The 25600-nt window shown below is 70.7% G+C and carries 22 protein-coding genes; 7 read left to right on the top strand and 15 right to left on the bottom strand.

What is annotated here, in order from left to right; translation table 11 throughout:
- Positions 1-86: 86 nt before the first annotated feature.
- Together OHA77_RS04095 and OHA77_RS04090 are read left to right on the top strand one after the other, a co-directional pair.
- Positions 87-1058 carry an endonuclease/exonuclease/phosphatase family protein gene (locus tag OHA77_RS04095; RefSeq protein WP_406316220.1) on the top strand — a complete coding sequence of 324 codons (972 nt, stop codon included), beginning with the start codon at positions 87-89 and terminating at the stop codon, positions 1056-1058.
- Positions 1059-1227: 169 nt separating this feature from the next.
- The gene (locus tag OHA77_RS04090; protein WP_406316219.1) at positions 1228-2178 is read left to right on the top strand and encodes an alpha/beta hydrolase family protein; all 951 of its coding nucleotides are present in this window, start codon (positions 1228-1230) and stop codon (positions 2176-2178) included.
- Between the two features lies 1 nt (position 2179).
- Here OHA77_RS04090 and OHA77_RS04085 read toward each other — a convergent pair whose 3' ends face one another.
- The 6 genes from OHA77_RS04085 to OHA77_RS04060 all read right to left on the bottom strand — a co-directional run bounded on the left by OHA77_RS04085 (position 2180) and on the right by OHA77_RS04060 (position 9591).
- On the bottom strand, positions 2180-2872 hold the full coding sequence (locus tag OHA77_RS04085; RefSeq protein ID WP_406316218.1) for an AAA family ATPase: 693 nt from the start codon (positions 2870-2872) through the stop codon (positions 2180-2182).
- A gap of 300 nt (positions 2873-3172) precedes the next feature.
- Entirely contained in the window at positions 3173-4237 is a 1065-nt protein-coding gene (locus tag OHA77_RS04080) for a DUF917 domain-containing protein (protein ID WP_406316216.1), read from the bottom strand.
- Entirely contained in the window at positions 4230-5750 is a 1521-nt protein-coding gene (locus OHA77_RS04075) for a hydantoinase/oxoprolinase N-terminal domain-containing protein (RefSeq protein ID WP_406316215.1), read from the bottom strand. Before OHA77_RS04075 ends, OHA77_RS04080 begins: the two co-directional genes overlap by 8 nt.
- A 22-nt stretch (positions 5751-5772) precedes the next feature.
- Positions 5773-7092, bottom strand: coding sequence for a purine-cytosine permease family protein (locus OHA77_RS04070; protein WP_406316214.1), 1320 nt, complete (start codon positions 7090-7092; stop codon positions 5773-5775).
- Positions 7093-7114: 22 nt separating this feature from the next.
- Entirely contained in the window at positions 7115-8488 is a 1374-nt protein-coding gene (locus tag OHA77_RS04065; RefSeq protein ID WP_406316212.1) for a hydantoinase/oxoprolinase N-terminal domain-containing protein, read from the bottom strand.
- The gene (locus OHA77_RS04060) at positions 8485-9591 is read right to left on the bottom strand and encodes a DUF917 domain-containing protein (RefSeq protein ID WP_406316211.1); all 1107 of its coding nucleotides are present in this window, start codon (positions 9589-9591) and stop codon (positions 8485-8487) included. The genes OHA77_RS04065 and OHA77_RS04060 overlap by 4 nt, the downstream gene beginning before the upstream one ends.
- Positions 9592-9679: 88 nt before the next feature.
- Here OHA77_RS04060 and OHA77_RS04055 point away from each other — a divergent pair, with 88 nt between their 5' ends.
- Positions 9680-11293: a PucR family transcriptional regulator gene (locus OHA77_RS04055; protein WP_406316210.1), complete on the top strand. Its 1614-nt coding sequence runs from the start codon at positions 9680-9682 to the stop codon at positions 11291-11293.
- 227 nt (positions 11294-11520) lie between these two features.
- On the opposite strand, the gene eda is transcribed toward OHA77_RS04055, so the two are convergent.
- The 4 genes from eda to zwf form a co-directional block, all read right to left on the bottom strand.
- Entirely contained in the window at positions 11521-12132 is a 612-nt protein-coding gene (gene eda / locus OHA77_RS04050; RefSeq protein ID WP_326821992.1) for a bifunctional 4-hydroxy-2-oxoglutarate aldolase/2-dehydro-3-deoxy-phosphogluconate aldolase, read from the bottom strand.
- Positions 12129-13085 carry a glucokinase gene (glk, locus tag OHA77_RS04045; RefSeq protein ID WP_406316208.1) on the bottom strand — a complete coding sequence of 319 codons (957 nt, stop codon included), beginning with the start codon at positions 13083-13085 and terminating at the stop codon, positions 12129-12131. Before glk ends, eda begins: the two co-directional genes overlap by 4 nt.
- A gap of 91 nt (positions 13086-13176) precedes the next feature.
- Positions 13177-15057: a phosphogluconate dehydratase gene (gene edd, locus OHA77_RS04040; protein ID WP_406316206.1), complete on the bottom strand. Its 1881-nt coding sequence runs from the start codon at positions 15055-15057 to the stop codon at positions 13177-13179.
- Between the two features lie 105 nt (positions 15058-15162).
- On the bottom strand, positions 15163-16641 hold the full coding sequence (gene zwf / locus OHA77_RS04035; protein ID WP_406316204.1) for a glucose-6-phosphate dehydrogenase: 1479 nt from the start codon (positions 16639-16641) through the stop codon (positions 15163-15165).
- A 145-nt stretch (positions 16642-16786) separates the two neighbouring features.
- Between zwf and OHA77_RS04030 the strand changes: the two genes are divergently transcribed.
- Positions 16787-17956, top strand: a complete 1170-nt coding sequence (locus tag OHA77_RS04030; RefSeq protein WP_406316202.1) for an ROK family protein — start codon at positions 16787-16789, stop codon at positions 17954-17956.
- Between the two features lie 150 nt (positions 17957-18106).
- Here OHA77_RS04030 and OHA77_RS04025 read toward each other — a convergent pair whose 3' ends face one another.
- Genes OHA77_RS04025 through OHA77_RS04015 form a run of 3 tightly spaced genes read right to left on the bottom strand, consistent with a single transcriptional unit; the run spans position 18107 to position 19178 of the window.
- A complete protein-coding gene (locus tag OHA77_RS04025; RefSeq protein WP_406316201.1) occupies positions 18107-18370 on the bottom strand; it encodes a hypothetical protein in 264 nt (87 codons plus the stop codon).
- A gap of 49 nt (positions 18371-18419) precedes the next feature.
- The gene (locus OHA77_RS04020) at positions 18420-18809 is read right to left on the bottom strand and encodes a hypothetical protein (RefSeq protein ID WP_406316200.1); all 390 of its coding nucleotides are present in this window, start codon (positions 18807-18809) and stop codon (positions 18420-18422) included.
- Between the two features lie 3 nt (positions 18810-18812).
- Positions 18813-19178, bottom strand: coding sequence for a hypothetical protein (locus OHA77_RS04015; RefSeq protein ID WP_406316198.1), 366 nt, complete (start codon positions 19176-19178; stop codon positions 18813-18815).
- A 97-nt stretch (positions 19179-19275) separates the two neighbouring features.
- Here OHA77_RS04015 and OHA77_RS04010 point away from each other — a divergent pair, with 97 nt between their 5' ends.
- Positions 19276-19893 (top strand): hypothetical protein, encoded by a 618-nt coding sequence (locus OHA77_RS04010; protein ID WP_406316197.1) that lies wholly within the window; start codon positions 19276-19278, stop codon positions 19891-19893.
- A gap of 245 nt (positions 19894-20138) precedes the next feature.
- Here the strand turns inward: OHA77_RS04010 and OHA77_RS04005 are convergent, their stop codons facing one another.
- Together OHA77_RS04005 and OHA77_RS04000 are read right to left on the bottom strand one after the other, a co-directional pair.
- Positions 20139-20333: a CsbD family protein gene (locus tag OHA77_RS04005; protein ID WP_326822001.1), complete on the bottom strand. Its 195-nt coding sequence runs from the start codon at positions 20331-20333 to the stop codon at positions 20139-20141.
- A gap of 53 nt (positions 20334-20386) precedes the next feature.
- A complete protein-coding gene (locus OHA77_RS04000) occupies positions 20387-21982 on the bottom strand; it encodes a hypothetical protein (RefSeq protein ID WP_406316196.1) in 1596 nt (531 codons plus the stop codon).
- A gap of 909 nt (positions 21983-22891) precedes the next feature.
- Here OHA77_RS04000 and OHA77_RS03995 point away from each other — a divergent pair.
- Positions 22892-23746, top strand: a complete 855-nt coding sequence (locus tag OHA77_RS03995; RefSeq protein WP_406316194.1) for a hypothetical protein — start codon at positions 22892-22894, stop codon at positions 23744-23746.
- Positions 23747-24105: 359 nt separating this feature from the next.
- Entirely contained in the window at positions 24106-25389 is a 1284-nt protein-coding gene (locus OHA77_RS03990; protein ID WP_406316192.1) for a hypothetical protein, read from the top strand.
- Positions 25390-25600: the final 211 nt, after the last annotated feature.

The following is a 25600-nucleotide window of genomic DNA, read 5'->3' as shown; positions in this document are numbered from 1 at the left end:
GGCCTGCACGCGGCGGCGTCGGCGGCATGATGGACTACTCCGGTGAAGACCGCCGGAGTCCGCGGTCGCCGAAGGGGTCCCTCGTCATGTCGCCGCGGTTTCGAGGTGGGCTGACCGCAGCCACGGGCGCGTCGGTCGCCCTCCTCCTGGTGGGTCACCGGCTGCTGCCGAACTGGCGGGGCATGGGCAACACGTTCGACAGCGGTCTGCCGTGGCTGGGGCTGGCGATCCCGGTCCTGGCCCTGGTCGCGTTCGCCCGGCGGTCGTGGCTCGCGCTGGCCGGGGCCGCGATGCCGGCCGTGATGTGGGCGATGATCTTCGGCCCCCCGTTCGTCCGCGCCGCCGGCACCGGGCCGTGGGACCTGCGCGTGGTCCACCAGAACGTCAACTACGCCAACGGCGACCTGGCGGCGACCGCCAGGGTCCTGCGGGCCGCGGACGCCGACATCCTCGTGGTCGCGGAGGTCCCCGACGATCCGGTGCTGATGAACGGGACGGTCGATCCCGCGTTCGCCCGGGAGGTCAATCCCGGCTACCCCTATCGCTTCCCGGACAATCCGGGGGTCGCGGTGTGGAGCAGGTATCCCGTCGAGGGCCTGCCGCGGCCCGTGCCCGGAGTGGTGCGCTCACGGCACGCGATCATCCGCACGCCGCAGGGGCCGGTCAGCCTCTACGCGGTGCACCTGTCGTCCTTCCGTCCCGACCAGCCGTCCGTCATCGCCGGCCGCAACGCCGAGGTGGAGGCGCTGGCCCGGGCGATCCAGGGGGATCCCAGCCCCCGGATCATCGTCGCCGGCGACCTGAACACCGCCACCACCGACCGGGAGCTGAGCCGTCTCACCGCGCTCCTGTCGTCCGTTTCGGACAGCGCCGGCACCGGCCTGCAGTTCACCTGGCCCGCCACCCTGCCGATCGTCCGCCTGGACCATGTGCTCACCCGCGGTTTCACGGCCCTCGACAGCCGGGTGCTGCCGATGTCGGGCAGTGACCACCGCGCGATCCTGGCCGATCTCAGGGACTCCGGCCACTTGCCGCCGAGCCGGGGCCACGGAGACTGAGCCGGGGCCACCGAGGCCGGGCCGGGGCCACCGGGCCTGAGCCGGGGCCACGGCGGCTGGCCGCTTCGGCGCCTGCCGACACGTGCCGCTTGACGGGCGCGGGAGCAGCCTCCACACTCATGACGCTTAGAGAAACGCCGTTTCGGTAGAGGAAACACCGGAGGATTACATGCGCTTCCCCGGACTCGGACCCGTCCTGTCGGCAGTCGTCACGGCCCTCACGCTCACCGGCGTCGCGGCCGTCCCCGCACACGCCGGACCGGTAGCCCGGTCGGCCACCCCGGAGACCACGGAGACCACGGAGTTCACCACGACGGTGCACGGCGACGCCGCCGACGTCTACGCGCCGGCACCGGCGAAGATCCACCACGACCTGCCCGTCGCACTCCTGCTGCAGGGCGCCGATGTCGACAAGTCCCGCTACTCCGCCTTCGCCCGGGCCGTCGCGAGCTACGGCTTCGCCGTAGTGGTCCCCAACCACAGCCGGGTCGTCTTCGGACAGGCGGGCCTGTTCGCCGAGGAGGCTCAGGCGTCGTGGACGGCGGCCTGGATGCAGCAGGAGGACATCCGTGCGGGCTCACCGCTCCGCGGCAGGATCGACACGGCCTCCCTGGTGCTGCTCGGCCACTCCTTCGGCGGCGCGGCGGGGCTGACGCTCACCACCGGCGCGTGCGTCCCGCCGTTCTGCGGGGAGCCCGCCACGGCGCCGGCCCAGCTCAAGGCCGCCGCGTTCTACGGCACGAACAACACCCCGCCCGGGGGCACCGGGAGCCCGCCGGTGCCCAATGCCGTCCCGGTGGCGCTCGTGCAGGGCACGGCCGACGGAGTCGCCTCCCCGGCGAGCGCCGAGGGCACCTACGACGCGTTGCTGAACCCGCCCAAGATGCTCGTCTCGGTGACCGGGGCCAACCACTACGGGCTGACCGACATCCAGAACCCGCCGGGGGCCCGTCCCGACCCGGTCCCGCAGACCGTCGCGCAGGACAGGAGCGTCAAGGCCGCGGCCCGCTGGAGCGCCATGTTCCTGCGCACCGCGCTGGGCGATCACTGGTCGGCCGTCTGGCTCTACGGGGTGGGCGACTCCGTGGACGGCGATGTGACGGTCGAATACGTGAAATGACTCACGGCTCCTGACCCTCCTGCCCCCGGTCGAAGCGGATGGCACTCAGCAGGTCCGACGCGGGCCGGTCCAGCACGGTGACGCCCGCGGCGGGAGGGAGGGAGCCGCCGCGGGCACGGCCGACGAGAACCCGCCAGCGCCGGCAGTGCCGGGCGAAGCCGACACCGGTGACGACCCTGCCCCGGGAGAGCTGCCCCGCGCGGGCGACCTCCGGTTCGACGTCGAGCAGGATCAGATGGACCTCGCTGCCGACCCGGCGGGCCAGCCAGGCGAAGCCGTACAGGATGTGCGGCCAGGTGCCCCGGGTGTGGGCCACGACGCCGTGCCCGCGCAGCAGCGCCCGTGCGATCCGCGCCACATGGGTGGCGTGCACGATCGGGGTGCGGATCCGCGGCGGGATCGGGCCGAGGTAGCGGGCCCACCAGTTGCGGGACTGCCGCGAGTCGATGATCCGCACCTCGCCGGCCCGGACCGGTTCCCTCTCGTCGCCGCGCAGCCCGTACAGCCGGTCCAGCAGAGTGCTCTTGCCCGCACCGGGGAGCCCCGCGAGCAGCACCAGCGACCCGGGGGGATAGCTCAGGTGCGCGGACCCCTCCGCGCTGGTGGCGGGCCCGCCCCCGGGGGGAGCCGTGGCGGGAGGAGCCTTACTGGGCGGAGCCGTACCGGGGGTGGGGGGTGGGGTGTCGGCGAACATGGGAACTCCTCGAATGCGCTCGGCCATTCGAGGTCTCCTTCACCCGCGTATCGCAGGCAACCGCCCGGGGACGCCGCAGGGCGCCCGTACTGACCGGGCCGATTCTTGGGAAGTACTCCCCTCGTCCTGACAGGGTAGGGGACTCCGGCGCATCGCTCCACCTCTTGGCCTGTTCCATGCCCCGATGTGTCCATATAGCTATGGATCTGTCCTTTATCGGCCACGGGTGGTCCGGTGCCGTGGTCCCCGCCGCCGCCACGTCCCTGGGGCGGGCGCCGCGTCCTCGGAGCCGCCGGGGATCTACCCCCCGGCGGGCAGGGGCACGTGGTCGCAGTCGTAGCCGAAGTAGCGCGGCCCGGCGAGCGCCAGTCCCCCGGCGGTGGTCCACCGGGGGTCGCAGGGGGCGGCGATCACCGTGACACGCAAGCCGTACCGCATGGCCTCGGTGGTGACCGGCTCACCGGTGTCAGTGTCCAGGACGCAGATCAGGTCGGGGGTGGTGGCGACGACGGCACCGTCGCGTACGGCCAGCAGGTGCTCGTTCTGGAACCTCAGCTCCATGGTGCCCGCCGGGCCCTCCAGCCACGCGTGGCCCCGGGCGAAGCCGCCGGTGGTCCGGCGCTCCACGTCGACGACCTTGCCGGCGAGCAGGCGGACGCCGCCCAGCAACCGCGTCGCCTCGGCCACCGGGTCCGCGTGCGCGGCCCGCGCCAGCCGTACGGCCCGGCCCAGGTCCTCGGCCAGTGTGAGCGTCGCGGGCACCAGCCCGTCGCGGAGCTGGTCTCCCCGCAGCACGGTGTCGGCACAGGAGACCTGGCAGCCCATCTCCACGCAGGCCGCGCGGGCGATCCTCTCCGACCACCGGTTGGAGACCGCGTCGATGACCAAGGTGTTGCCCTTGTCGTCGGCGAGGGCCATCGGGGTGGTCGATACGCCGATCAGCGAGGGCAGCACCATCTGGGCCTCGGGGAAGGCCCGGCCCATGGCGTCGCCGTCTACCAGCGGCAGCCCGGCCTGGGCGGCGGCGGCGATGGGGATCATGGAGTTCACGCCGCCGATCTCGATCGGGACGATGTGGGTGGCCCGCCGGCCGAGTACGGCCTCCAGCGCGCGCAGCGCGGTGAGCTCCTCGGTGCCCGCCGGGAGTTTCTCCAGCAGCACGGTCGGCGCGCCCATCCCGGAGACCGGCACGACGGTGGCGTCGGGCGGCACCTCGTCGATGTCCAGGACGGTCACCGGGCCGTGGGCGAGGATCGCCTCACGGGCCAGGAGCTTGCCGATGTAGGGGTCGCCCCCGCCGCCGGTGCCCAGGATGCCGGCGCCGCGGGCGAGGTCGTCGAGCTGATCGGCTCCGAGTTCACGCATTGATCTTCTCCAGGTCCAGGTCGCCGACCGCCCTGACACGGACGCGGGTCGCGCCGCCGGGCAGGTAGGCCAGGGGGATCTCCTCCACCTCGACGATCCGCACGCTGCCGGTGCGGGCACCGGCCCGTTCGGCACGGGAGACCGCCTCGTCGCGGGCCCCGTCGAGCACGGCCTCGCGCGCTCCGGAGAAGACCTGGTCCACCTCACCGCCGACCTGCGCGATGGCGGCGCCGACGGCGTTGGCGACGGCGAAGTGGGCAGGACGGTGAACCTCGTCGAAACCGGGCAGGCCGTCGGGGATGAGGATGCTGCCGCCGCCGACGGCGACGACGGGCAGCGGGGCGGCCGAGGTCCGCATCCGGTCCACCGTCTCGGCGATGCGTTCGGCGATGCCCGCCAGCGCGGGGCGCGGGTCGAGGTGCGCGACGCGTGCGGGGTCGCCGATCTCGGTGTATCCGGCCGCCACCGCCAGGTCGGTGGCGGTGAGGGTGGCGCCGCCGAAGACCAGGGCCTCCTCGGTGAGCCGGTAGCCGACGCTGCGCGGTCCCGCCGTACCGTCCGCGGCGACGAGCGAACCGCCGCCGATGCCGAGCGACAGCACGTCGGGGATCCGGAAGTTGGTTCGCACCCCCGCCAGCTCGGCCTCGCCCGAGGCCTCCCGGGGGAAGCCGCCGACCAGGATGCCCACGTCGGTGGTGGTGCCGCCGACGTCGACGACGGCGCAGTCGGTGAGCCCCGACAGGAACGCCGCGCCGCGCATCGAGTTGGTCGGCCCCGAGGCGAACGTCGCCACCGGATAGCGCTGCGCCTGCCGGACGTCCATCAACGTCCCGTCGTTCTGCGACAGGAACAGCGGGGCGGCGATGCCCGCGGCCGTCAGCGCGTCCTCGAAAGCGCCGGCGATGTGTTCGGCGAGCGGGCGCAGGGCGGCGTTGACGATGGTGGCGTTCTCCCTGGCCAGCAAGCCGATCCGGCCGATCTCGTGGGAGAGCGACAGGTGGACCCCGTCGCCGAGTTCGGCGCCCAGGATCTCCGCGGCACGCTGCTCGAACTCCCCGCTGACCGGGGAGAAGACCGAGGAGATCGCCACCGAGCGCAGCCCCCGGGCGGCGATGTCGGCCGCGACCCGCTTCAACTCCTCGGGGTCGAGGTCGGAGATGGGGGTGCCGTCGTACTCGTGCCCGCCGTGGCACAGGTAGCTCTGCCCCCTGACGACCTCGCGCAGCCGGACGGGCCAGTCGACCATCGGCGGCAGCGCGGCGGTGGCCGGCAGGCCGAGCCGCACGACGGCGACCGGCTCCAGCCGGGCGGCCTCCACCAGCGCGTTCACGAAGTGGGTGGTGCCGATCATCACGGCCGAGGTGTCGACGGCGCCGAGCGCGGTGATCGCCGCCGCGACGCCTGAGGTGACGTCGGCCGTGGTGGGGGATTTGACCGCGGCCAGCACCTCACCGCTGTCGCCCAGCAGGGCGGCGTCGGTGTTGGTGCCGCCGACGTCGATTCCGATGCGCATCATGCTCTCTTCCGGATCGCTTTCAGACGTGTACGGCGGGCTGCTCGACGGGCAGTTCCCGCGTCCCCCGGACCAGGCCCAGTCTTCCCGCGGCGAGGTAGCCGAGCCCGGCCAGGATCAGTGAGTTGAGCGCGGGGATACCGATCCACCCGTAGACGTCGCTCAGCCAGCCGACCAGGGCGGCGGCCGCCCAGACCGCGAGGGTGGCGGGCACCCAGGCGGGTTCGGTCTCGGGCAGCCGTCCGAGCTCCCGGGAGGCGTCCAGGACGGGCCGCCAGCGCTTGACCACGAAGTACTCGGCGACCATGATCCCGGCGATCGGCGGGGTGATGACCCCGAGGACGAACAGGAAGCCGGAGAACGCGTCCAGGATCCCGGCGGCGGCGGCGAGGCTGCCCAGCAGGCCGATGCCCAGGGTGACGGCGACCCGGTTGAGCCGCACGCCGACCGTGGACTCCACCGCGTTCATCAGACCGAGCGCCGCCGAGTAGAGGTTCCAGTTGTTGATCTTCACGGTGGCCGAGACCAGGATGACGACGCCGACGACGCCGGAGGAGGCCGTGATGATCGCGACGATGTCGGAGGTCTTGACCGCGTAGGCCAGGAGCACTCCGGCCAGGCCGAGCACGTACTCGCCGAGGGAGATGCCGATCAGCGTCTGCTTGACCACGTCGGCGGTGCTGCGGTTGAACCGGGTCATGTCCGGGGTGGTGACCGCGCCGACGATGTAGGAGCCGGCGACGATCGTCGCGCCGGTCGCGACCGTGATGGGCGCGCCGAACGGCGAGGAGGAGATCAGCTCGCTCAGGCTGTGCCGGGAGACCTCCACCCACATGGCCCAGCCCGCCAGCCCGAGGAACGCCGGCACGGTGACGAAGGCCGTCCAGCCCATCGCCCGGAAGCCCCGCAGGACCAGGAGGGTCACGCCGAGCCCGGCGATGAGCGACCAGGCCCACAGGGGGATGCCGCTCATGATGGCGTGCAGGCCCGCCGCGAACACCGCGGTCTGCACGCCGAACCAGCCGAACAGGCTCAGCGTGATGATCACACCGATCAGCGTGGAGCCGTACCGGCCGAACCCGGTCCAGCGGGCCAGCACCGAGGTGGACAGGCCCTCGCGCATCCCGGCGATGCCGACGAAGATGCAGACGACCTCCAGGATCACCGAGCCGAGGGTGAACGCCCAGAACGCCCCCCAGAACGACAGACCCGCGCCCAGCGTCGCGCCGAGCAGGAACTGCGTCAGGTCCGACAGCTGGCCGAACCGCTGCACGGCCACGTTGAACCACGAGTAGCGGGCTTCTTGGGGGACCCGCTCCAGCGGGTAGTCCTCATCGATCATTTCACGGGCCTTTCAGGGGGGTTCACAGGCGTGAGGGGGGACCGGCCGCCCGGGCGCGGAGCCGGAGGAACGGGCCGGGCAGGTAGGTCAGCGGGGAACTGGCGGACTCGACGATCTCGACGTGCCGGGGGTCGGCCCCGGCGCGCACCGCGTGCGCCCGCGCCTCCTCGGCGACGGCGTCGAGCGCCTCGGAGAGCCCGGCCCGCTCCTCCAGCCGGACGATCCGCTCGTACTGCCCGCCGACCGGGCTGGTGGCCGCGCCGATCGCCCCGGCGGTCCGGCCGTGCTCGGGGCGCCGGACGTCCGGCACGCCCAGCAGCCCGTCCGGTACGGCGGGCGCCCCGCCGCCCACCATGACCACCGGCAACCGGTCGACGCCCGGCTGCAGCCGGTCCACCGCCTCGGCCAGTTCGGTGAGCCCATCGCCCCGGCTGGAGCCGGCGGGCGGGGCCGTACGCTCGCCACCGGGGTCCCGGAGCACCCGGATCAGCTCGGGGATCCGGAAGCCCACGGGGACACCGCCGATGTCGGCTCCCCGTGCGGTCTCCTCCGGGTAGCCTCCGGCCAGCACTCCGACCCGGACGCGGGTCGCGCCCACGTCGGCGACCACCGCGTCCCGCAGCCCGCTCAGCACACCGGCGCCGCGCAGCGCGCTGGCGGGTCCGCTGCCCAGGCTGAGCCCGGGGTGCCGGGCCAGATACTCCAGGCTCATCAGCGTGCCGTCGCCCCGGGTCACGAAGACGGCCGCGCGAGGGAGGGCGAGAGCCAGCCGTTCGGCGGTGTCCCGGGCGAACCCCGACAGCGCCGCGTCCAGGATCGTGGCGTTCTCCCGCTCGATCAGCCCCAGCGAGCCCAGGTCGGCGGAGAGGGAGACCGGCAGCGGCCCGAGCTCGGTGTGCAGGATCTCCGCGGCCTCATGTTCCTGGTCGCCGTCGATGGGCGAGAACACACCGGTCACCGCGACGGCCTCGGCTCGCCCCGCGACCCGGGCGGCGAAGCGCGCGACCGCCTCGCGGTCCAGCGGCGTCCAGTGTTCGGGTTCCAGCCCACCGCCGCCGTCGACGATCCCCGCGCCCGCGCTGACCACCCGCGACAGGTCGGTGGGCCAGCCGAAGAACGGCCGCACGGCCTGCGCGGAGGGTCCGCCGATCCGCAGTGCGGCCACCCGGCAGAGCCCGGTGCGCTCGGCGACCGAGGTGGCGGCCCCGCGCAGCCCGACGGCGATCCGGGTGGTCTCGGCCGATCCGGAGACTCCCAGCGCGGCCAGTGCGGCGACCACGCCGGCCACCGGGTCGCCGTGGACCGTGCCCACCTTGACGGTGGCCAGCACAGCTCCGGTGCCGTCCAGGGCGGCGGCGTCGGTGTTGGTGGGGCCCACGTCCACGCCGATGTTCACCTCTCCACCTCCGCTTCCCGGCGCCGGGAAGCCCCGGCACGGGATCCGGGCGGCGCGGAAGGCCTGGCAGGGGGTCCGGATGGCACGGAAGGCCCGGCAGGGGGTCCGGGTGGCACGGAAGGCCCGGCAGGTTCCGGGAGCCCGGTCAGCCCGAAGGCTCCGGGGCCGCCGAGCCGGAGCCCGGCGGGGGTCCGCCAGACGGGGTCGCACTCCAGGTGCACGATGCCGACGCGCAGCCCGTAGCGGAGCTGCTCGACCTGGACGGCGTCCCCGCTCCGGGTGTCCAGCAGCGCGATGACGTCCGGGACGGCGGCCAGCAGGTTCCCGTCTTCGAAGACCGCGAGATATTCGTTCTGCGCCTCGATCCGGGCCAGCCGCCCGGCGTCCGCGCCCAGTCCCTCGACGAGGACCGAGCCGCCCTCCACCGCGGCGACCTTCCCGGTCAGCAGCGGAGCGGGAAGGCGCTCGCCCACCTCGATGGCCCGGGTGATCGAACCGGTGACGGTGCAGGCCCGGACCTGGCCGGCGCGCAGCACGTACTCGCTGGAGGCGACCTGGCCGCCGAAGGCCTCCAGGGAGACCCGCACCAGGCGCTCCAGCCAGCGGCCGTCGACGTGGTCGATCACCACGGTCCGGCCGCGCTCGTCGCAGAGTACGGCGGGCGTGGGGCTGATCCCACGCAGCTCCATCACGGTCTGGTCCATCCGGGGGAAGGCCCGGCCCATGCCGTCGGCGTCCACCAGCGGCAACCCCAGGTAGGCCGCCCAGGCCACCGCCACGCATCCGTTGGCGCCGCCGATCTCACTCGGCATCAGCGCCGCGACACGGGAGCCGTGCAGCTTCTCCACCGCGTCACGGAGGTAGGCCGGCTCGGTTGTGCCGCCGATCCGCTCGACCTGCACCGCGGAGGTGCCCGCGCTGCCGCAGGGCATGACGAGGGCGCCGGGATCCAGCTCCTCGGGCTGGACGACGCGGACCGGGCCGTGCTCCTCCAGTGCCTGCAGGGCCGCCGCCCGGGTGATGGACACCGCTCCGCCGCCGCCCGAGCCCAGGACGGCGCAGCCGCGCGCGTACGCGGGCAGGAGTTCGGTGTCGAGGTCCACACCGGAAGGTTACGAAAACCCGCCGTGTGCTCCGTGTGCTGGGGGAACACGGTTCGCCGCACAACTGTGGCCTTGGCACACTGGAAGAATGCTGAACCGTCTGCTCGGCGCGCCCGGCCTCGACGGACTCCGGCACCTGGCGGGCCCGCTGGAGGCCCGGCGGGTCGTCTGCGTCCGGCTGGCGGAGAGCCTGCGCGACCTGGCCCGCCAGCCGTCCGGGTCCATGATCGTACTGACCGCCGCCGCCACCCGGCAGGCCGCGGGGTACCGTCTGGACGTCGCCATCCGTGACGCCGCCGCCGCCTCGGCCGCGGCTCTGGTGCTCACCTCCTTCGACGGCCCGCTCCCCGTCACGGCGACGGCCCTGGCCGAGCGTGGCGCGCTCGCCCTGCTCACCTACACCGGAGACCTGGCAGGACTGGCGGTGGCGGCCGAACGGGCCCTGTCCGGTCCGGCGGCGGACGCGCTGGTCCGGGCCGAGGAGGCGACCTCGTCCATCCTGCGCGCGGGCGGCGACCCCGACCTGATCGCCGCCGCCGCGTCCCGCTCGCTGGGCGTCCCCGTCCGCACCGACGGCGCGGTCTTCTCCGCCGGAACGGCAGACGACACCTGGGACGGGTCCGAGGCGCCGGATATCCTCCGCAGCGGGTCCGACTCGCCGGATGTCTTCCAGAGCGGGTCCGACTCGCCGGCTGTCTTCCACGGCCGGCCCGGTACGCCGGATGTCTTCCACAGCGGGTCCGGAACGCCGGAGAATCCTCGCGGCCGTCCTGGTCCGACGGAGGACTCCTCCGGTGGACCGGGCACGTCGGAGGCCGGCTCCGTGCCGCCGGGAGGGCATCTCGCCCGTGCAGTCCGGCTGGTCCTCGGCGTCGCCGCTTTAGCCGCTTCCAGTGGCCATTCCGACGACCACCCGGTGCGTTCGCGTGCTCAGCTCCTCACCGAGCTGCTGATCGCCCCCGAGGACCAGGCGTTCCGGCTGGCCACCCGCGCCCGTGCCCTCGGGCTCGCCATCGACGCCTGGCACATCGCGCTCCGCGTGGAGCCCACCGCACTGACCGGTTCGGACCGCTACGCCGTACTGGACGACACGGGATCCGTGGCGGGACGTCTGCTGCGGTCGGCGGGCGGCCCCGACTGGCAGCTGACCCGCGCCGACGACGCACTGATCATCGTCCGCACCCAGCAGCTCGACCCGGGCGGGGACGGTCTGCGGGCCGCCGTCGCCGACGCCGGACGGCTCCTGGCCCATCTACGCGAACGCTTCCCCGACGCGGGACTGCGCTGCGGGGTCAGCTCCGCGCACCGCGGACCGCTCGGCCTGCGTGCCTCGGCCCTGGAGGCCCGTACGGCCCTGCTCCGCAACCCGGCCGCCGCCTCGCCGGTCACCGCGCACGATGTGGCCGGGCTCGACCGCATGCTGGTGGAGTGGTACTCCTCCGACGCCGCCCGCCAGGCTGTGCAGGAGCTCCTGGCGCCGCTGCTGGCCCTCGGCTCCAAGCGGGCCGAGCCGCTGGTGCGGACCCTGCAGTCCTATCTCGACCACCAGGGCTCGCCTGCCCGGGTCGCCGAGGAGCTCCACCTGCACCGCAATGCCGTGAGCCAGCGCATCCGGCGCATCGAGGGCCTTCTCCACACCGACCTCGGCGATCCCCAGCAGCGCCTGGCCCTGCAACTCGCCTGCCGGGCGGTCCGCATCTGAGCGCACCGTCCCGGTGCCGGGAGCGGCCGGGTGTTCCCGGTGTCCGGGCGTCGTCGGGTGTGGTCAGGCCTGATCAGGCGTGGTCGTGTGTCCCCGGAGCCCGGAGCCCGGAGCCCGGAGCCCGGAGCCCGGAGCCCGGAGCCCGGAGCCGGGTGATCGGGCGGGTCACCTACCCGATCACCCGCTTGGGACGGCCCGAGCGGGACGGTCCGAGCAGGACCGTCCGGTCAGCGAAGGGCGGCGGCCTCGGCGGCCAGCTTCTCGATCCGCGCGTAGTCGCCGCCGGCCAGTGCGTCGGCCGGAGTGAGCCAGGTCCCGCCCACGCAGCCGACGTTCGGCAGCGCGAGATAGTCGGGAGCCGTCGCGAGCCTGATCCCGCCCGTCGGGCAGAACCGGACATCGGGCAGCGGGCCGCCGAGCGACTTCAGGTACGGCAGGCCCCCGGCGGCCTCGGCCGGGAAGAACTTCATCTCCGTCAGCCCGCGTTCGGCCAAAGCCATGACCTCCGACGCGGTCGCCACACCGGGCAGGAACGGCACGCCGCTCGCCTCCATGGCGTCCACCAGCTTCGGGGTGCTGCCCGGACTGACCAGGAAGCGGGCCCCAGCCGCCACGGAGGCCGCCACGTCGGCCGGAGTGCGGATCGTCCCGGCGCCGATCACCGCGTCGGGCACCTCGGCGGCGATCCGCTCGATGGCCTGCAGGGCGTCGGCCGTACGGAGGGTCACCTCGATGACCGGCAGACCACCCGCCACCAGGGCGCGCGCCAGGGGTACCGCGGTCTCCAGGTCGTCGATCACGACGACCGGTACGACCGGGGCGATGTCCAGCAGACTCATACATACTCCATGTTCGACAGGCGCTGGTTCAGCCAGGCCGCCGCGCCGATCAGCGCGGGCTGGGAGGCCACGATCAGCGTCGTGGCGATGGCGGACAGGTAACCGTTCAGCGCGGGGGTGGCCTCGAACCGACGGCGGAAGTCGCTGTCGGCGACCCGGTTCACGATACGGGGTAACACGCCGCCGCCCAGATAGACCCCACCCCGGGCGCCCAGGGTCAGCGCGACGTTTCCCGCGAAGGTGCCGAGCATGCCGCAGAAGACCTCGACGGTCTCCGCGCACAGCGAGTCGTCCATCCGGGCCACGATGTCGGAGGCCGACAGCCGCGGCGCGTCCACCCCGTGCACCAGCGCCAGCCCCCGGTGCAGCCGGGTCAGCCCCGGGCCCGACAGCAGGTGCTCGGCCACCACGTGGTCCAGGCCGTCCGCGCGCAACGCCTGGACGACCGCGTGGTCCCGCTCGTCCAGGACCGGCATGGTGACGTGCCCGCCCTCACCGGGGATCGGCACCCAGCCCCGGCCCGAGGGCACCAGGCCGGCCACGCCGAGCCCGGTGCCCGGCCCCAGCACGGCCTTGACGCCGCGCGAGGGTTCGGGGCCGCCGAGCGAGACCAGGTCGTCCTCGCCCAGGTGCGGCAGGGACGCCGCCAAGGCCTCGAAATCGTTGAGCAGTTCGGCGTTGGGGATACCCAGGTCGTGCACCGAGCCCGACCACCCGGCGTTGGTGAGCCGGTAGCGGTCGCCCTCGACCGGTCCCGCGATCGCGACGCAGGCCGCTCCCGGCTGAACTCCGCCCGCATGATCTGCGAGATAGGCGGCTACGGCTTCGGGAAGCCCGTCGTGGTCCGCTCCGGCCAGTACGGCCACCGCCTCCGGCTGCCCGCCCGGCTCCGTGACGAGCCCGAACCGGGCGTTGGTGCCGCCGATGTCGGCGACCAGCCAGGGAAGGCTCACCTCGCCTCCTTCGCCGGGTTCCAAAAGGACGCGGACCACCCGGTCATGCCCGAGCCCCGGCGGGGACAGGTGGATGAGACGGCAGTCCCGGTCACAGTCCGGCTCCCTTCACGGCGTCCGCGGCGATGCTCTCGGCGTGGCCGTTCAGGGCGAAGATTCCGGCACCGCGTTCGGCGGGGCCCGCCGAACGACGGAAGGCGGCGAACAGCTCACGGCCGGTGCCCACCCACTGGGCGTCGGTGAGCGGCGCGCCCTGCGGCGTGCGCGCGGCCAGTTCCTCCGCCGGGACCAGCAGTTCCAGGGTGCCCGCGGTGGAGTCGAGGCGGATCGGGTCGCCGTCGCAGACCAGGGCGATCGGGCCGCCGTGGGCGGCCTCGGGCGACAGGTGGATGGCGGCCGGGACCTTGCCCGACGCGCCGGACATGCGGCCGTCGGTGACGATCGCCACCCGCTGCCCCCGGTCCAGCAGCACCGACAGCGGCGGGGTGAGCTTGTGCAGCTCGGGCATGCCGTTCGCGCTCGGCCCCTGGTAGCGGATGACCGCCACGAAGTCCTGCCCGTCCAGCTCGCCCGCCTCGAAGGCGCGCAGCAGCTCCAGCTGGTCGTCGAAGACCTTCGCGGGGGCCTCGACGACCAGGTGCTCGTCCTTGACGGCGGAGACCTTGCTGACCGCGCGGCCCAGGTTGCCGTCGAGCATGTGGATGCCGCCGTCGGGGGAGAACGCCTCGCTCACCGGCCGGAGCACGTCGAGGTCGGTGCTGCCGCCGGTGCGCTCCTGCCAGACCAGATCGCCGTCCTTGAGCTCGACGGACGAACGGTAGTGGTCCAGCCCGCGCCCGGCGATCGTCAGCACGTCACGGTGGAGCAGCCCCGAGTCCAGCAGGTCGCCGATGAGCACCTGCATGCCGCCCGCGGCCTGGAAGTGGTTCACGTCCGCCTGCCCGTTGGGGTACATGCGGGTGAGCAGCGGCACCGCCTTCGACAGCGCCGCCAGGTCGTCCCAGAGCAGGTCGATGCCGGCCGCCGCGGCGATGGCGACGATGTGCATGGTGTGGTTGGTCGAGCCGCCGGTGGCCAGCAGCGCCACGCAGGCGTTGACGATCGCCTTCTCGTCGACGACCCGGCCCACCGGGGTGTACTCCTCGCCGTGCGCGGTCAGCTCGACCGCCCGCCTGCCCGCGGCCCGGGTCAGGGCCTCACGCAGCTCGGTGCGCGGGTTGATGAAGGTCGAACCCGGCAGGTGCAGGCCCATGACTTCGATCATGACCTGGTTGGAGTTGGCGGTGCCGTAGAAGGTGCAGGTGCCGGCGGAGTGGTAGGACTTCGACTCGGCGTCGAGCAGCTCTCCCTTGCCGACCTTGCCCTCGGCGAACAGCTGCCGCGTGCGGGCCTTGACCTTGTTGGGCAGGCCGGAGGACATCGGCCCGGCCGGCACGAACACCGCCGGCAGGTGGCCGAAGTGCAGGGCGCCGATCAGCAGCCCCGGAACGATCTTGTCGCAGACACCGAGCATGAGCGAGGTGTCGAACATGTCGTGGGACAGGGCGATCGCGGTGGCCATCGCGATGACCTCGCGGCTGTAGAGCGACAGCTCCATCCCCGCGCGGCCCTGCGTGATGCCGTCGCACATCGCGGGCACACCGCCGGCGACCTGCGCCACCCCGCCCGCCCTGCGGACCGCGTCCTTGAGGATCGGCGGGTAGGTCTCGTACGGCTGGTGCGCCGACAGCATGTCGTTGTAGCTCGTCACGATCGCCACGCCTGGTTTGACGTTGGCCCGCAGGTCCAGCTTGTCGGCCTCGCCGGAGGCCGCGAAGCCGTGGGCGAGGTTGGCGCAGCCCAGGCTGGCCCGCGCCGGTCCACGCCGGCGGGCCGCCTCGGCTTCGGCGTCGAGCCGTGCCAGGTAGGCGGTGCGGCTGGCGCGGCTGCGCTCGATCAGGCGGTCGGTGATCTCCTGGATCACGGGATTCATCGAATCTCCTTGAGCGTGGAGACCCCGGGCTTCAGCTCCGGGGAGGAAGTCAACAGGCCTCTTACAACGTCGTCGGGTCGGTCCGCTTCCGTATGGTGCGGGTGGTCACTCATCCGAGCCGTCCTCGTGCCAGAAACGGCCGCTGCGCAGCACGAGCTCGTGGGCTCCGGCCGGTCCCGGGGAACCCGCCGGGTACGGCTCGGGCGGCGTGCCCCACGACTCCCACTCGCGCAGGATCGGGTCGATGAACCGCCAGGCGGCCTCGACCTCGTCGCGCCGCATGAACAAGGTCGGGTTGCCGGTGAGGACGTCCATGAGCAGCCGCTCGTAGGCCTCGGGCACCCGGGTGGTGAAGGTCTCGGCGAAGCTCAGGCTGAGCGGGACCGGCTTGAGCGCCACCTCGCCCGCGCCCGGCTCCTTGGCCATGATGTTCAGCTGGATGCCCTCGCTGGGCTGCAGGCGCAGGACCAGCCGGTTGGGCGCGCTACCCGGGAAGATCGAGTGGGGCACCTCCTTGAACTGCACCATGATCTCCGAGCACCGGTACGGCATACGCTTGCCGGTGCGCAGGTAGAACGGGACGCCCGCCCAACGCCAGTTCTTCACCTCGGCGCGGATTGCGGCGAAGGTCTCCACCTGACGTGAGGCCTCGGTGGGGGCGGTGTTGTCGGGTTCGTCGAGGTAGCCGGGGACCGGCACGCCGCCGGACTCACCCGCGGTGTACTGGCCGCGGACGGTGAAACGCTCCACCTCGCCGCCGGTGATCGGCCGCAGCGACTCCAGGACCTTGACCTTCTCGTCGCGGATGGACTCGCGGTCGTTGCGCGCCGGCGGCTCCATGGCGACCAGGCAGAGCAGCTGGAGCAGGTGGTTCTGCACCATGTCGCGCAGCGCGCCCGCGTGGTCGTAGTAGCCGCGCCGGCCCGGGGTGCCCACGGTCTCGGAGGCGGTGATCTGGACGTGGTCGATCCACAGGGAGTTCCAGATCGGCTCCAGGAACGCGTTGGCGAACCGCAGGACGAGCAGGTTCTGGACCGTCTCCTTGCCGAGGTAGTGATCGATGCGGTAGATCTGCCGCTCGTCGAAGATGGCGCCTACCTCGTCGTTGATGCGCTGCGCGCTGGCCAGGTCGCGGCCGAGGGGCTTCTCCAGCACCACCCGCGAGGCGGGGGTCACCAGGCCGGCCTGCTGCAGTTCCCGGCAGAACGGCCCGAACGTCATGGGCGGGCTCGCCAGGTAGAAGACCCGATCCCGCTGCTCGTGCCCGGCGAGCAGGCCGGTGATCTTCGCCCAGCCGGTGGTGTCCTCGCCGCCGATGTCGATCGAGACGTGGTGCAGGCGGCCGAGGAAGCGCTGCCAGGTGTCGGTGTCGTCCACCGGTACGGCGGCCCGTACCTCGGCGTCCACCTTGCCGCGGAAGTCGGCGTCGTCGAGCCCGCCCCGGGACATCGCGATGATCCGCGTCTCGGGGGAGAGGCGGCCGTCACGGTCGCAGTGATAGAGCGCGGGAAGAAGCTTCCGCATGGAGAGGTCACCTGTACCGCCGAAGACGATCAGGTCGGCGGATTGCGGGGTCTCGGACATGGGGAGTGCTCCGTGGTGATCTACCGAATTTGGGGATGGATCGGACACTAGCCATATCTTGCGCTCTACACAAGCGGAGTTTTGTAATCTGAGATGAGAAAGCGCGCAGCTTTCATTTCATAAGTAGGTGTGGTTCACTGGGCCGATGCCTCGACGTCCCGCTGCCGCGCTGGCCACCAGCGGTGAGGTGCTCCGCCTCATCCGCACAGGTGAGGCTGCCACACGCGCGGATATAGGGCGTGTCACCGGCCTGTCCCGGCCCGCCGTCTCGCTGCGTGTCTCCGAGCTGCTGGACCGGAGCCTCATCGTGGAAGACAGCGAGGGGCCCTCCACCGGAGGGCGGCCACCCACCCGACTGGTCTTCAACTCCTCCGGCGGCGTCGTGCTGGTCGCCTCGCTGGGCGCGAGCCGCGCGCAGATCGCCGTCTGCGACCTCGCGGGCCACGCATTGGCCCGGACGAGCCTGGGCGTCGACGTGGAGGAGGGCCCGGACGTCGTCCTCCCCCTGGTCATGGACACCTGGAGCGAGCTGCTCGGGGACCGGCCGCTCTCCCAGCTGCGCGGCGTCGGCCTGGGCGTCCCCGCCACGGTCGAGTTCGCGGCCGGCCGCACCGAGAGCGCCCGCATCATGGCGAGCTGGACCGGCGTCGCGATCCCGCCGATCATCGCCGAGCGCTTCCCCGGCCCCGTCTTCCTCGACAACGACGTGAACGTCATCGCGATCGGCGAGCACCGCGCCGTCTACGCGGGCGAGGCCGACGACCTGCTGTTCATCAAGGTCTCCACCCGGATCGGCTCCGGCGTCATCGCAGGCGGCGAGATCCTGCGCGGCGCGCTCGGCGCGGCCGGGGAGATCGGGCACATCCCGGTCCGCGACGGCGGGGGAGTGCTGTGCCGATGCGGCAACATCGACTGCGTCGACTCGGTGGCCAGCGGCACCGCGATCCTGCGTGACCTGCGCGCCCGGGGGCGCGACGTGAAGACGCTGGACGACGTGGTGAGCCTGGTCCGGGCGGGTGACGCCCAGACCATGTCCGTGGTCCGCGACGCCGCCCGGATGCTCGGAGAGGTCGTCGCCAGCGCCGTCAACCTGCTCAACCCCGCCGTGGTCGTCCTGGGCGGAGACGTGGCCGAGACCTTCCAGCCCATGGTGTCCGGGGTGCGCGAGGTCGTCCACCGCCGTTCGACCGCCCTGTCCACCCGCAACCTGCGGATCGAACGCAGCCGCCTGGGCCCCGGCGCGGGCATCGTCGGCTGCGCCCACATGGTCCTCGACCACATCCTGTCGCCCGAGGCCGTCGACGCCCTTCCGTGACGGGCTTCCGTGACGGGCCCGGTGAACGGCCACCGTAGGACGGCGGGTGCGGCCCGTAGCGTGGTGGTCAGGCCGCAGCCGGGCGGCAGGGCGTGCCGACGGCTCCGGGAACGCCTCCGCGCCTCCCGGAGTCGCCGGGGCACGGGCGGCTCAACCCGCCTCCTCCGTGGTCGTGTCAGGGTTGTGCGACTCGCGGCGGACCGCGAGGGCGATGAACGCAATCAAGATCACCGCGAGCACCGCCATGCCGACGATCAACCAGGTGAGGCCGGTCACGAAACCGAACACGCCGAGGATGACCACCGGTATGAGACCGAATGAGGCCAGGCGGATGTGCACGACGTCACGAGGCGTCGCCCGGACCATCGGCTTGCCTTTTTCGGTCCTCTCCTCCGGCTGTCCTTCGGGATTCATCTCTCCTCCTTCTGTAACGCAGCAGCCCCCATACCCAAGGGTCCTTCCGTCATGTGTTCGACGGCTGTTCGAGTGCCCTCGCCAGTCCTTCGGGATCGGCGACGGTGAGGGTTGCATCCGGGTGGCCCAGCAGTGCGACGGGCAGGAGCGCGGGCACCGGGGTGTGGAAACGGACACAGACGCCGCGCCGGGGGTTGGTCCCGAAGGTCACCCCCCGGTCGGCCAGCGACAGGCGCGGTCCGAGGACCCGCCACGCCGCGTAGGGTCCGGTCAGGGTGGTGCCGGCGACGTTGGTCAGCGGCGTGCACAGCAGCCAGTGGCCGAAGCGGACCGTGAACGTGTCGTTCTCGACGAGGGCGAAGGCCCGCCCCGGAACCACGCCGAACGGGCGGAGGGCGAGCCCCCAGGACGGCTCGACCGCGAAGTCGAAGCGCGGCACCGGTCAGCGCTCCCAGGGGGCGGTGTCGCCCATCTTGGCGTAGTACTTGGCCAAGTGGGACTTGATCCGGTCGACGTCTTCCTCCGGCACGTCGACCCCGCCCCGCGCGCCCTGCATGACCGCTCCGGCCGCCATGACGGCATGCGGCACCGCCGTCAGCCTGCCGTCGATCACATCGGCGATCAGCAGTTTGTAGCTCTCGAAGTTGTCCGGCGCGTCGCCGTCGTACCAGACGTGGGCGTCGCGGTACTTCGCGTCCGGCTCCTTCTCGGCTCCCGCCCACGTACGGACCCGTTTCTCCGCCGCGTCTCCGTCCCACTGCCGGTCCCGGTCGGCGAGGGGGAGGTCCTGAAATCGTGTCACCGTCATGGCCGTTCTCCTTCCTCCAGGAGATCCCGTACCCGGCTGCCGGACTCCATGCCTGGTCGGCGACATATTTAGTCCTTTGCCGGGGAGAGGGGCTGGCATGGTCGAGGACAGCGCGGTAAGTGAGAAGACAGACGAACACGATCTCTCCCGAGAGACCTCCGCGCCGGGGGCGCAGGAGCATCCGGAGCCCGAGGATCAGACGGGTGCCGAGGAGAGGGGGTCTGCGGCCCCGGTGGCTGCCGGTGGTGAGGGGGCCGCGGCTTCGGCGGATGGCGGCGAGGAGGGACCTGCGGCTCCGGCGGATGGCGGCCAGGAGGGGTCTGCGGCCCCGGTGGCTGTCGGTGGTGAGGAGGCTGCGACTCCGGCGGACGTCGGCGAGGAAGGGTCTGCGGCTCCGGCGGATGAGGATGCGGAGGCACCCCCGGCACCGCGGGGTGTCGACGGTGAGAGCCGGGTCGTGGCGGAGCGGTCGGGAGCCGACACCTCCTTTCCCGAACGCCCTCTTCTCGCAGACCCCGAGGACGCGGGCCGTCTCGCGGATTCCGAGGACATGGACCGTCTCGCGGACGCCCGCGATCCGGCCAATGAGGGTGAGAGTTCCACCGAGAACGGCGAGAGCGGTGAGGGTGAGAGTTCCGCCGGAGGCGGCGAGAACGGTGAAAGTAGGAGTTCCGCCGAGGGCGGCCCCAAGCCTGAGGTGGGACCGGCGTCCTGAGCACCCGACCGCGAGACGCAGTGGTGACACAGTGCGGTCGTGATCTGATCAGCGTCTACGAGACGAGCGCCAGAGGGCGCCCAGGAGACAGGTGCTCCACGATGGGTGCACACGAGATGGGCGCCACGGAGTAGGCCACGGTACCGGTGCCAGAGGTGGATGGCACAACAGGTGGATGGCACAACGCGAAGGGGACCCCGAAAATCGGGGTCCCCTTCGCGTTCTCCGGCCGGTCCGGATGCCGGTCAGCCCTTGAAGGCGTCCTTGACATCCTTGGCGCTGTCCTTCGCCTTCTCCCCGGCCTGCCTGAGGCGGCTGTCGGCCTGGTCGGCCTTGCCTTCGGCCTCCAGACTCTCGTTACCGGTGGCGCGGCCCGCTGCTTCCTTGACCTTGCCCTTGAGCTCTTCAGCCTTGTTCTTGGCCTTGTCGTCGGCACCCATGGTGTTTCCTCCCCTTGCGCGAAGTTCTCCTCGTGCAGTGATACTTAGTGTCCTCAGCAGAGGGGAGTAAACATGGGCCCCACGGCTTCGGCAGTGACGGCGGACGACAGACCCGTGTGAGCGGTCCGCACTTCCGGAAAGCCCTGCTCATCTGCGGAGCGTCCGGCAGGGACAAGAGCGAGGTCGGCCGCCCACCGGTGCGGCACTACGGGATCCCGATCGTCGAGGCGCTGCAGGCCGTGACTACCTCGGAGCAGCCGTTCCTGCATCCCTGGTGCATCCGCCCCGAGGCCGCACGGCTGCCTTCCGACGGCATCGCCGACCTGTAGATCGCCATCGCGGAGGCACTCGTCCTCGCGGTGGACGCGATCGCGGGCGACCACTTGGAGACCGACAGTCCGGGGGTCATCGTGGGCAACCACCTGGAGACCGACACTCTGGTGGTCATCAAGGGGGACCACCTGTTGTCCGCCCTCGCCGTACCCGACAGCTTCGTGGGCGTCCCCACCACCGCCCCGGACATCCACGGCCGGCCCGGCGGGTGGTCGGCTCCTCACGGCCGATGCCGTCGCGTTGCCCGATCCTTCGATGGCGGCGTCGCAGAAGGGGTGGCGGGGGTCGCGTCCGCAGCCGGGGCAGGCGGTGCCGTCGGCGATGTCGGCGGCCAGTTTCCGGAGGGTGTCGTCGAAGCGGCGCAGGTGCTCGTAGGGCCCGAACGCCGGGTCGGCGGCGAACTTGGCGCAGTAGTCGGCGATGGCCGCCGGGGCGTGGTGGGCCAGGGCTTCGGTGATCTTTTTCAGCAGGCGGGAGCGGAGCCAGGCCGGGGTGTGGCGGTAGTGGCCGGGCAGCAGGCCGAGGACGGTGGCGGCGATCCGGGTGCGTTCTTCGGGCTTCGCCGCAGGCGTCGTGGCGGCGTCTCGCGCGTTACGGTCCGCGCGCTCGCCTGCGGCGAGAAGAGGAAGGGCTTTTCTGGTCTTCTCGGGGTGCTGGTCTTCTTGCTTGTCTGTTCTTCTTATGGGGGTGGGTTTTCCAACGTTGGTTTTCCCGTCGTAGGTGGTGACCTGCGGGTTCACCGTGTTCGTGCTGGTCGCGGCCAACGGCGGGTTTCCCGTCGCAGGTGAGGGCGGGACGGTCCTCGGGACCGGAGCTGAGACTGGTGCTGGTGCTGGGATCGGGGTTGTAGTCGGGTGTGGTGCCGGGGCCGGGGCGGTGTCTTCGGTGGGGGCGGTCCCCTCGGGGTGGGGCTGGGGTGCCCAGGGGTCGCAGAGGATGTAGTCGACGCCGCCGAGCCTGCCATCGCGGCCACGGTCGCGCTCGCGCACGAGGTAGCCGCAGGTCTCCAGCTCCCTGATGGCGGCGCGGGTCGCGTCGCGGCCGTCGGGGGCGGCGCAGATGATGCTCTTCTCCGACACCCGGAAACCGGCCGCGTGGGAGGACAGCCAGCCGAGGAGACCGCGTGCCTTCCAGGACAGCTGCTCGTCGCGAAGCCACTGGTTGGAGATCCGGGTGAACCGGCTGATGGGAGGTGTCGCACGTCGGATATGCCGTCCGCTCTCCGGAGTCGGGGGAACGGATCGACGGCGCGTGCCGATCGCCTGGCCGGAAGGGGTGTTTGAAGCGGGCGTGGGCGCGCCGATACAGTCGGGCATGGATCCTTCTCCTGGTCTAGCAGGGTGAGTGATCAAGGCCTTGGGTCGGTGTTGGAGCACCGGCTCAGGGCCGTCTTCGTTTGTGCAGGTGACCGGGTTTCGGGTCACGTTTTTTACAGGCTTCTACGATCTGGCCACAGCTGCCGATCACGATGGCGATGGGCGTCTTCTCGCTGTGAAGCACTTTCTACACCCGGAACGGATGCTCAGGTGTCCTGATCGCGCAATGCCCGATTTGTCATACCGAAGAGCCAAATGAAAACTTGCAGAGTGAGTTATTGAGATCTTCGGTCACGTGAGATTTTTTGCCCAGCTTCTCTGGCTGGAGGGGTGAAGGGCGCCACGATGAGTCGGCCGGTGCAGGACAGGTAGCCATGGTCTCCTCGGAATCCGTTGGCCTTCACCTTCACATCCGTCCGGCCGTCGGGCGTGCGGAGCTCGATCTGGGCGGAGGCGACGGCTTTCTAGGACAGCCGTACCTGCCTCCGTTATGAACTGTAATCGCCGCCTTACTCCCAGGAGTTTTTCTGTGCGGAATTACGTCAGGCGATCCACGGTCAGCCTGTGACCTGCGGCATCAGGTGCCAAATGCGCTTACCGGTGGTCCCTTCGAGTGAAATTTCCCGATCTTGTATTGTTTGATCGGATATCGACGGTTCAATTTTTGAAACTGGTCTCGACGGCGATGCAGCCACACGCGCGTATGCCGGATCGACATGCGCAGTGGTCGCCGTGTCCGTAACCAGGGTCAGGGTTTGGAGGAAGCGGCATGGAGTTCCGAGTGCTTGGGCCGGTGGGGATCTGGCGGGGCGGGCGCGGCGATCTGGAGGCCCGGGTCGCCGCCTTGTCGTACGTTTCCACTGTCATGACCTCGAACACACGCAGGTGATCATGAATATTTTCTCAGCCATGAAAAACATGAATGCGCGGAAAGCCGGTCTCGTTGTTGCTGCCGTCGCCATGGTTTTCGGGTCCCTGATCCTCTTGCCGTCTTTCACTGGACCTTCCGAGCGGCCATCGGAAACCCAGAGCCAAGGCATCGGATGTGACAGATTCCGCCGGGTGCTGCTGAACGGTTTGGCAGTCGCAAACCCCGATTATCGTGTCAAATTTCCCTGGCCAGGTGATGATTGCGCAGTTGATGCGGACGGAGCGATGCTGGAGGTCGGCATTCGGGGTGGGGAACTCAACAACTCCTCGCCGTGGTCGAAGTGGGTCGATTACCGACGTTCAACGGACGACCTACTGTCGATGGGGTTAGCGGACTGGCGACTGACCGCTGCGCTGCGTTCGATCGGGGCGTCGGATGTACCCCATGCCATGACGTTGCGGCTGGCGTCGTTGCCGTCTGACAAGGCATATATCGCGGTTGTTTATCTTAAGAAGCCAATGGCCGAGGAGCAGGTTCGGGAAACGTGGAACGGGTGGGTGGACACAGTGCTCCTGTCTCCCAGTGTCGCAGGGAAGAAGCCCCTTTCCTGGGATCACACTCTGTTATGTGTAGAGCGAGGGTTCGACATTTGCGCAGGAGGGGTGCGGCGGCCCCTGTTAGAGCAGTTCAGAGCATGGGTGGCAGGGCTCTCGGCAGAGGATTTTGACGATCTCGCCAAGATCGGTCTGCATGCCGAAGATCTTCGACGCGCATCGACCGATGGGAAAGTGTACGGGTTCGTAACGCGCGATACTGCAGCTTCGCTCCGCCATCTGCTCTCCTCGAAAAAGAGGTTCGTGCGGGCCATCGCAGTGGTGGACGAAGTTCGTTGATCGGTTACTGGGTCCCTCCGGTCAGTATCGAAATGGACGGGGAGAGTCGGCAGCCTATAAAGGATCGGCGGGCCTCATCGCAAAAAGCGGTAGATGTGGATCAGGTCGGACAGGCGGACGAGGATACGATCAGACGGCGGAATCGCGGCGGGGTAAAGGCAGCAACGGGGCTCCTGGTCGGGACATCAGATCTTGGACGGCTGCTGTCCTACCGGCGACCTCGTCGCATCTCAACTCGGCCTTCTCCGTCCACGCCACCCAGCATTTCCAGGTTGGAAAAGCTCTTTCTGTCAGTCCGATGAGGCGCGGTAGGTTGGCGGTCCATGTCTGCAAGATCGCGTTTATGGTGGGCCGCTGCTGTGATCCTGGCCGCCGCCGGGATGCTGGGCGTCATCACTCGGACAGGAGGGAACCTCGTACTCCTCGGACAGGTGGGGTTCTGTTCGGGTGTCGAGATCGATTCCGGCGTGTGGGTGACGCTCCGGTGGCGGACGCCGCTGCGGTATGCGGCCGTTTGCGGGCTGCTCGTGGCCTTTGGGACGCACTGGGTGAGCGTCAGGCGAGGACGGGAGCCGGTCGGGCAGACGATCGCGCGGGTGCCGGTGGCGGCTGTCTTGCTGGCTCATGGTTCGGGTGCCCTGATCATGGCGTTGGAGTTGGGCGCCGACCGATATTGCTGGACGACCCTGGACGAGTCAGGCCTCCTGCGTGGTGTACTGGCTTTCCTCATCGCCGATGTTGCGCTCGTGCTGGCTGCGCTCTGCGCGCTGGCAGCGGTACGGGTGCCCCGGCACCGGCTGCGCAGGCTTGCCCGGAGCCGTCGGTTCCAGCGCGCGGCGGCGGGCGCGACAATGAGTGGTCTGCTGTGCTTCCTGCCCATCGCCGACCTCGGGTCCGGGCCGGTCACCGGCCTCGACGCGTGCGGGTCCAAGGAGCCCCTGTCGCTCAGGGGCGAGCTGCCTTTCCTCTGCAACGCGCGCCGCTCCTTTCCCACTATGCCCGACCACCATCTGCTCGCCTACGGGCGTAAGCAATGTGAGGCGTATCCGAACATCCGTGTGGACGTCTCGTTGATCGTGCCCATCTGCCCGGCGGCCGCGCGCCAGTGGGACAGGGAAATCGCTGCCGAGGAGGCCGAGATCGAGCGGTCGAACGCGGCGAACCAGGCCGCCTGCGACCGGTTCAGACATCGGCCGCTGATCACACCAGTCGGTGTGGTCCGCGATCTCCTGTGGTCCGAGATCGGTCTGACGGCGTTCGAGGATCATGAGCTCACTTCGGATGAGCCTCCCACCCTGCATCACGATCTGGTGGGCAGCACGCCGGGGCACCTGGCGATCGGCTCCAGCTCCGAGTCCCAGATCTGCCTGACCGCGGAGACTTACCGGAGCCGGCCGCCCATTGAGGTCAAAAAGTGGAACAAAGTGGTCGAGATCGGCTATGAGAGCCCCACGGGAAACTTCGTGATTGTGGACCCATTGTCAGGGTCGGGACCGGTATCCAATCTCGCTTTCCTCGGTAAGGGGCGTTACCGGGTTCGAGTGCATTACCGTGAGCCCGTCTGGGCGCAGGACCTGCCGCAGCACATTTTGGTCATGGTGTTCCCCGGTGCAAGCGAGCGGGTGATCGTCCACAAGCGTTAGTGCCGTGTCAGGCAACGTTTGCTCAGCGAGGTCTGTGGTATCTCCGGCGGCGCCGTGCAGTAGTACGACCGGAGGAGGTGAGACCGATCAACGCTGTGGTGACGCGACCCGCCATCCCGTCCTCGGCCGTGTGCTCCACCCGATTCGGCTGTCTGCGTGCGAGGCTTTAGGCCTTGACGGGTATTCGACCTTGATCAAGACTTCTGGTCAC

The sequence above is a fragment of the Streptosporangium sp. NBC_01639 genome (assembly GCF_045209755.1).
Classification (GTDB): Bacteria; Actinomycetota; Actinomycetes; order Streptosporangiales; family Streptosporangiaceae; genus Streptosporangium.
Note: the sequence above shows the minus strand (reverse complement) of the source record. Positions and strands in the feature narration are given on the sequence as shown.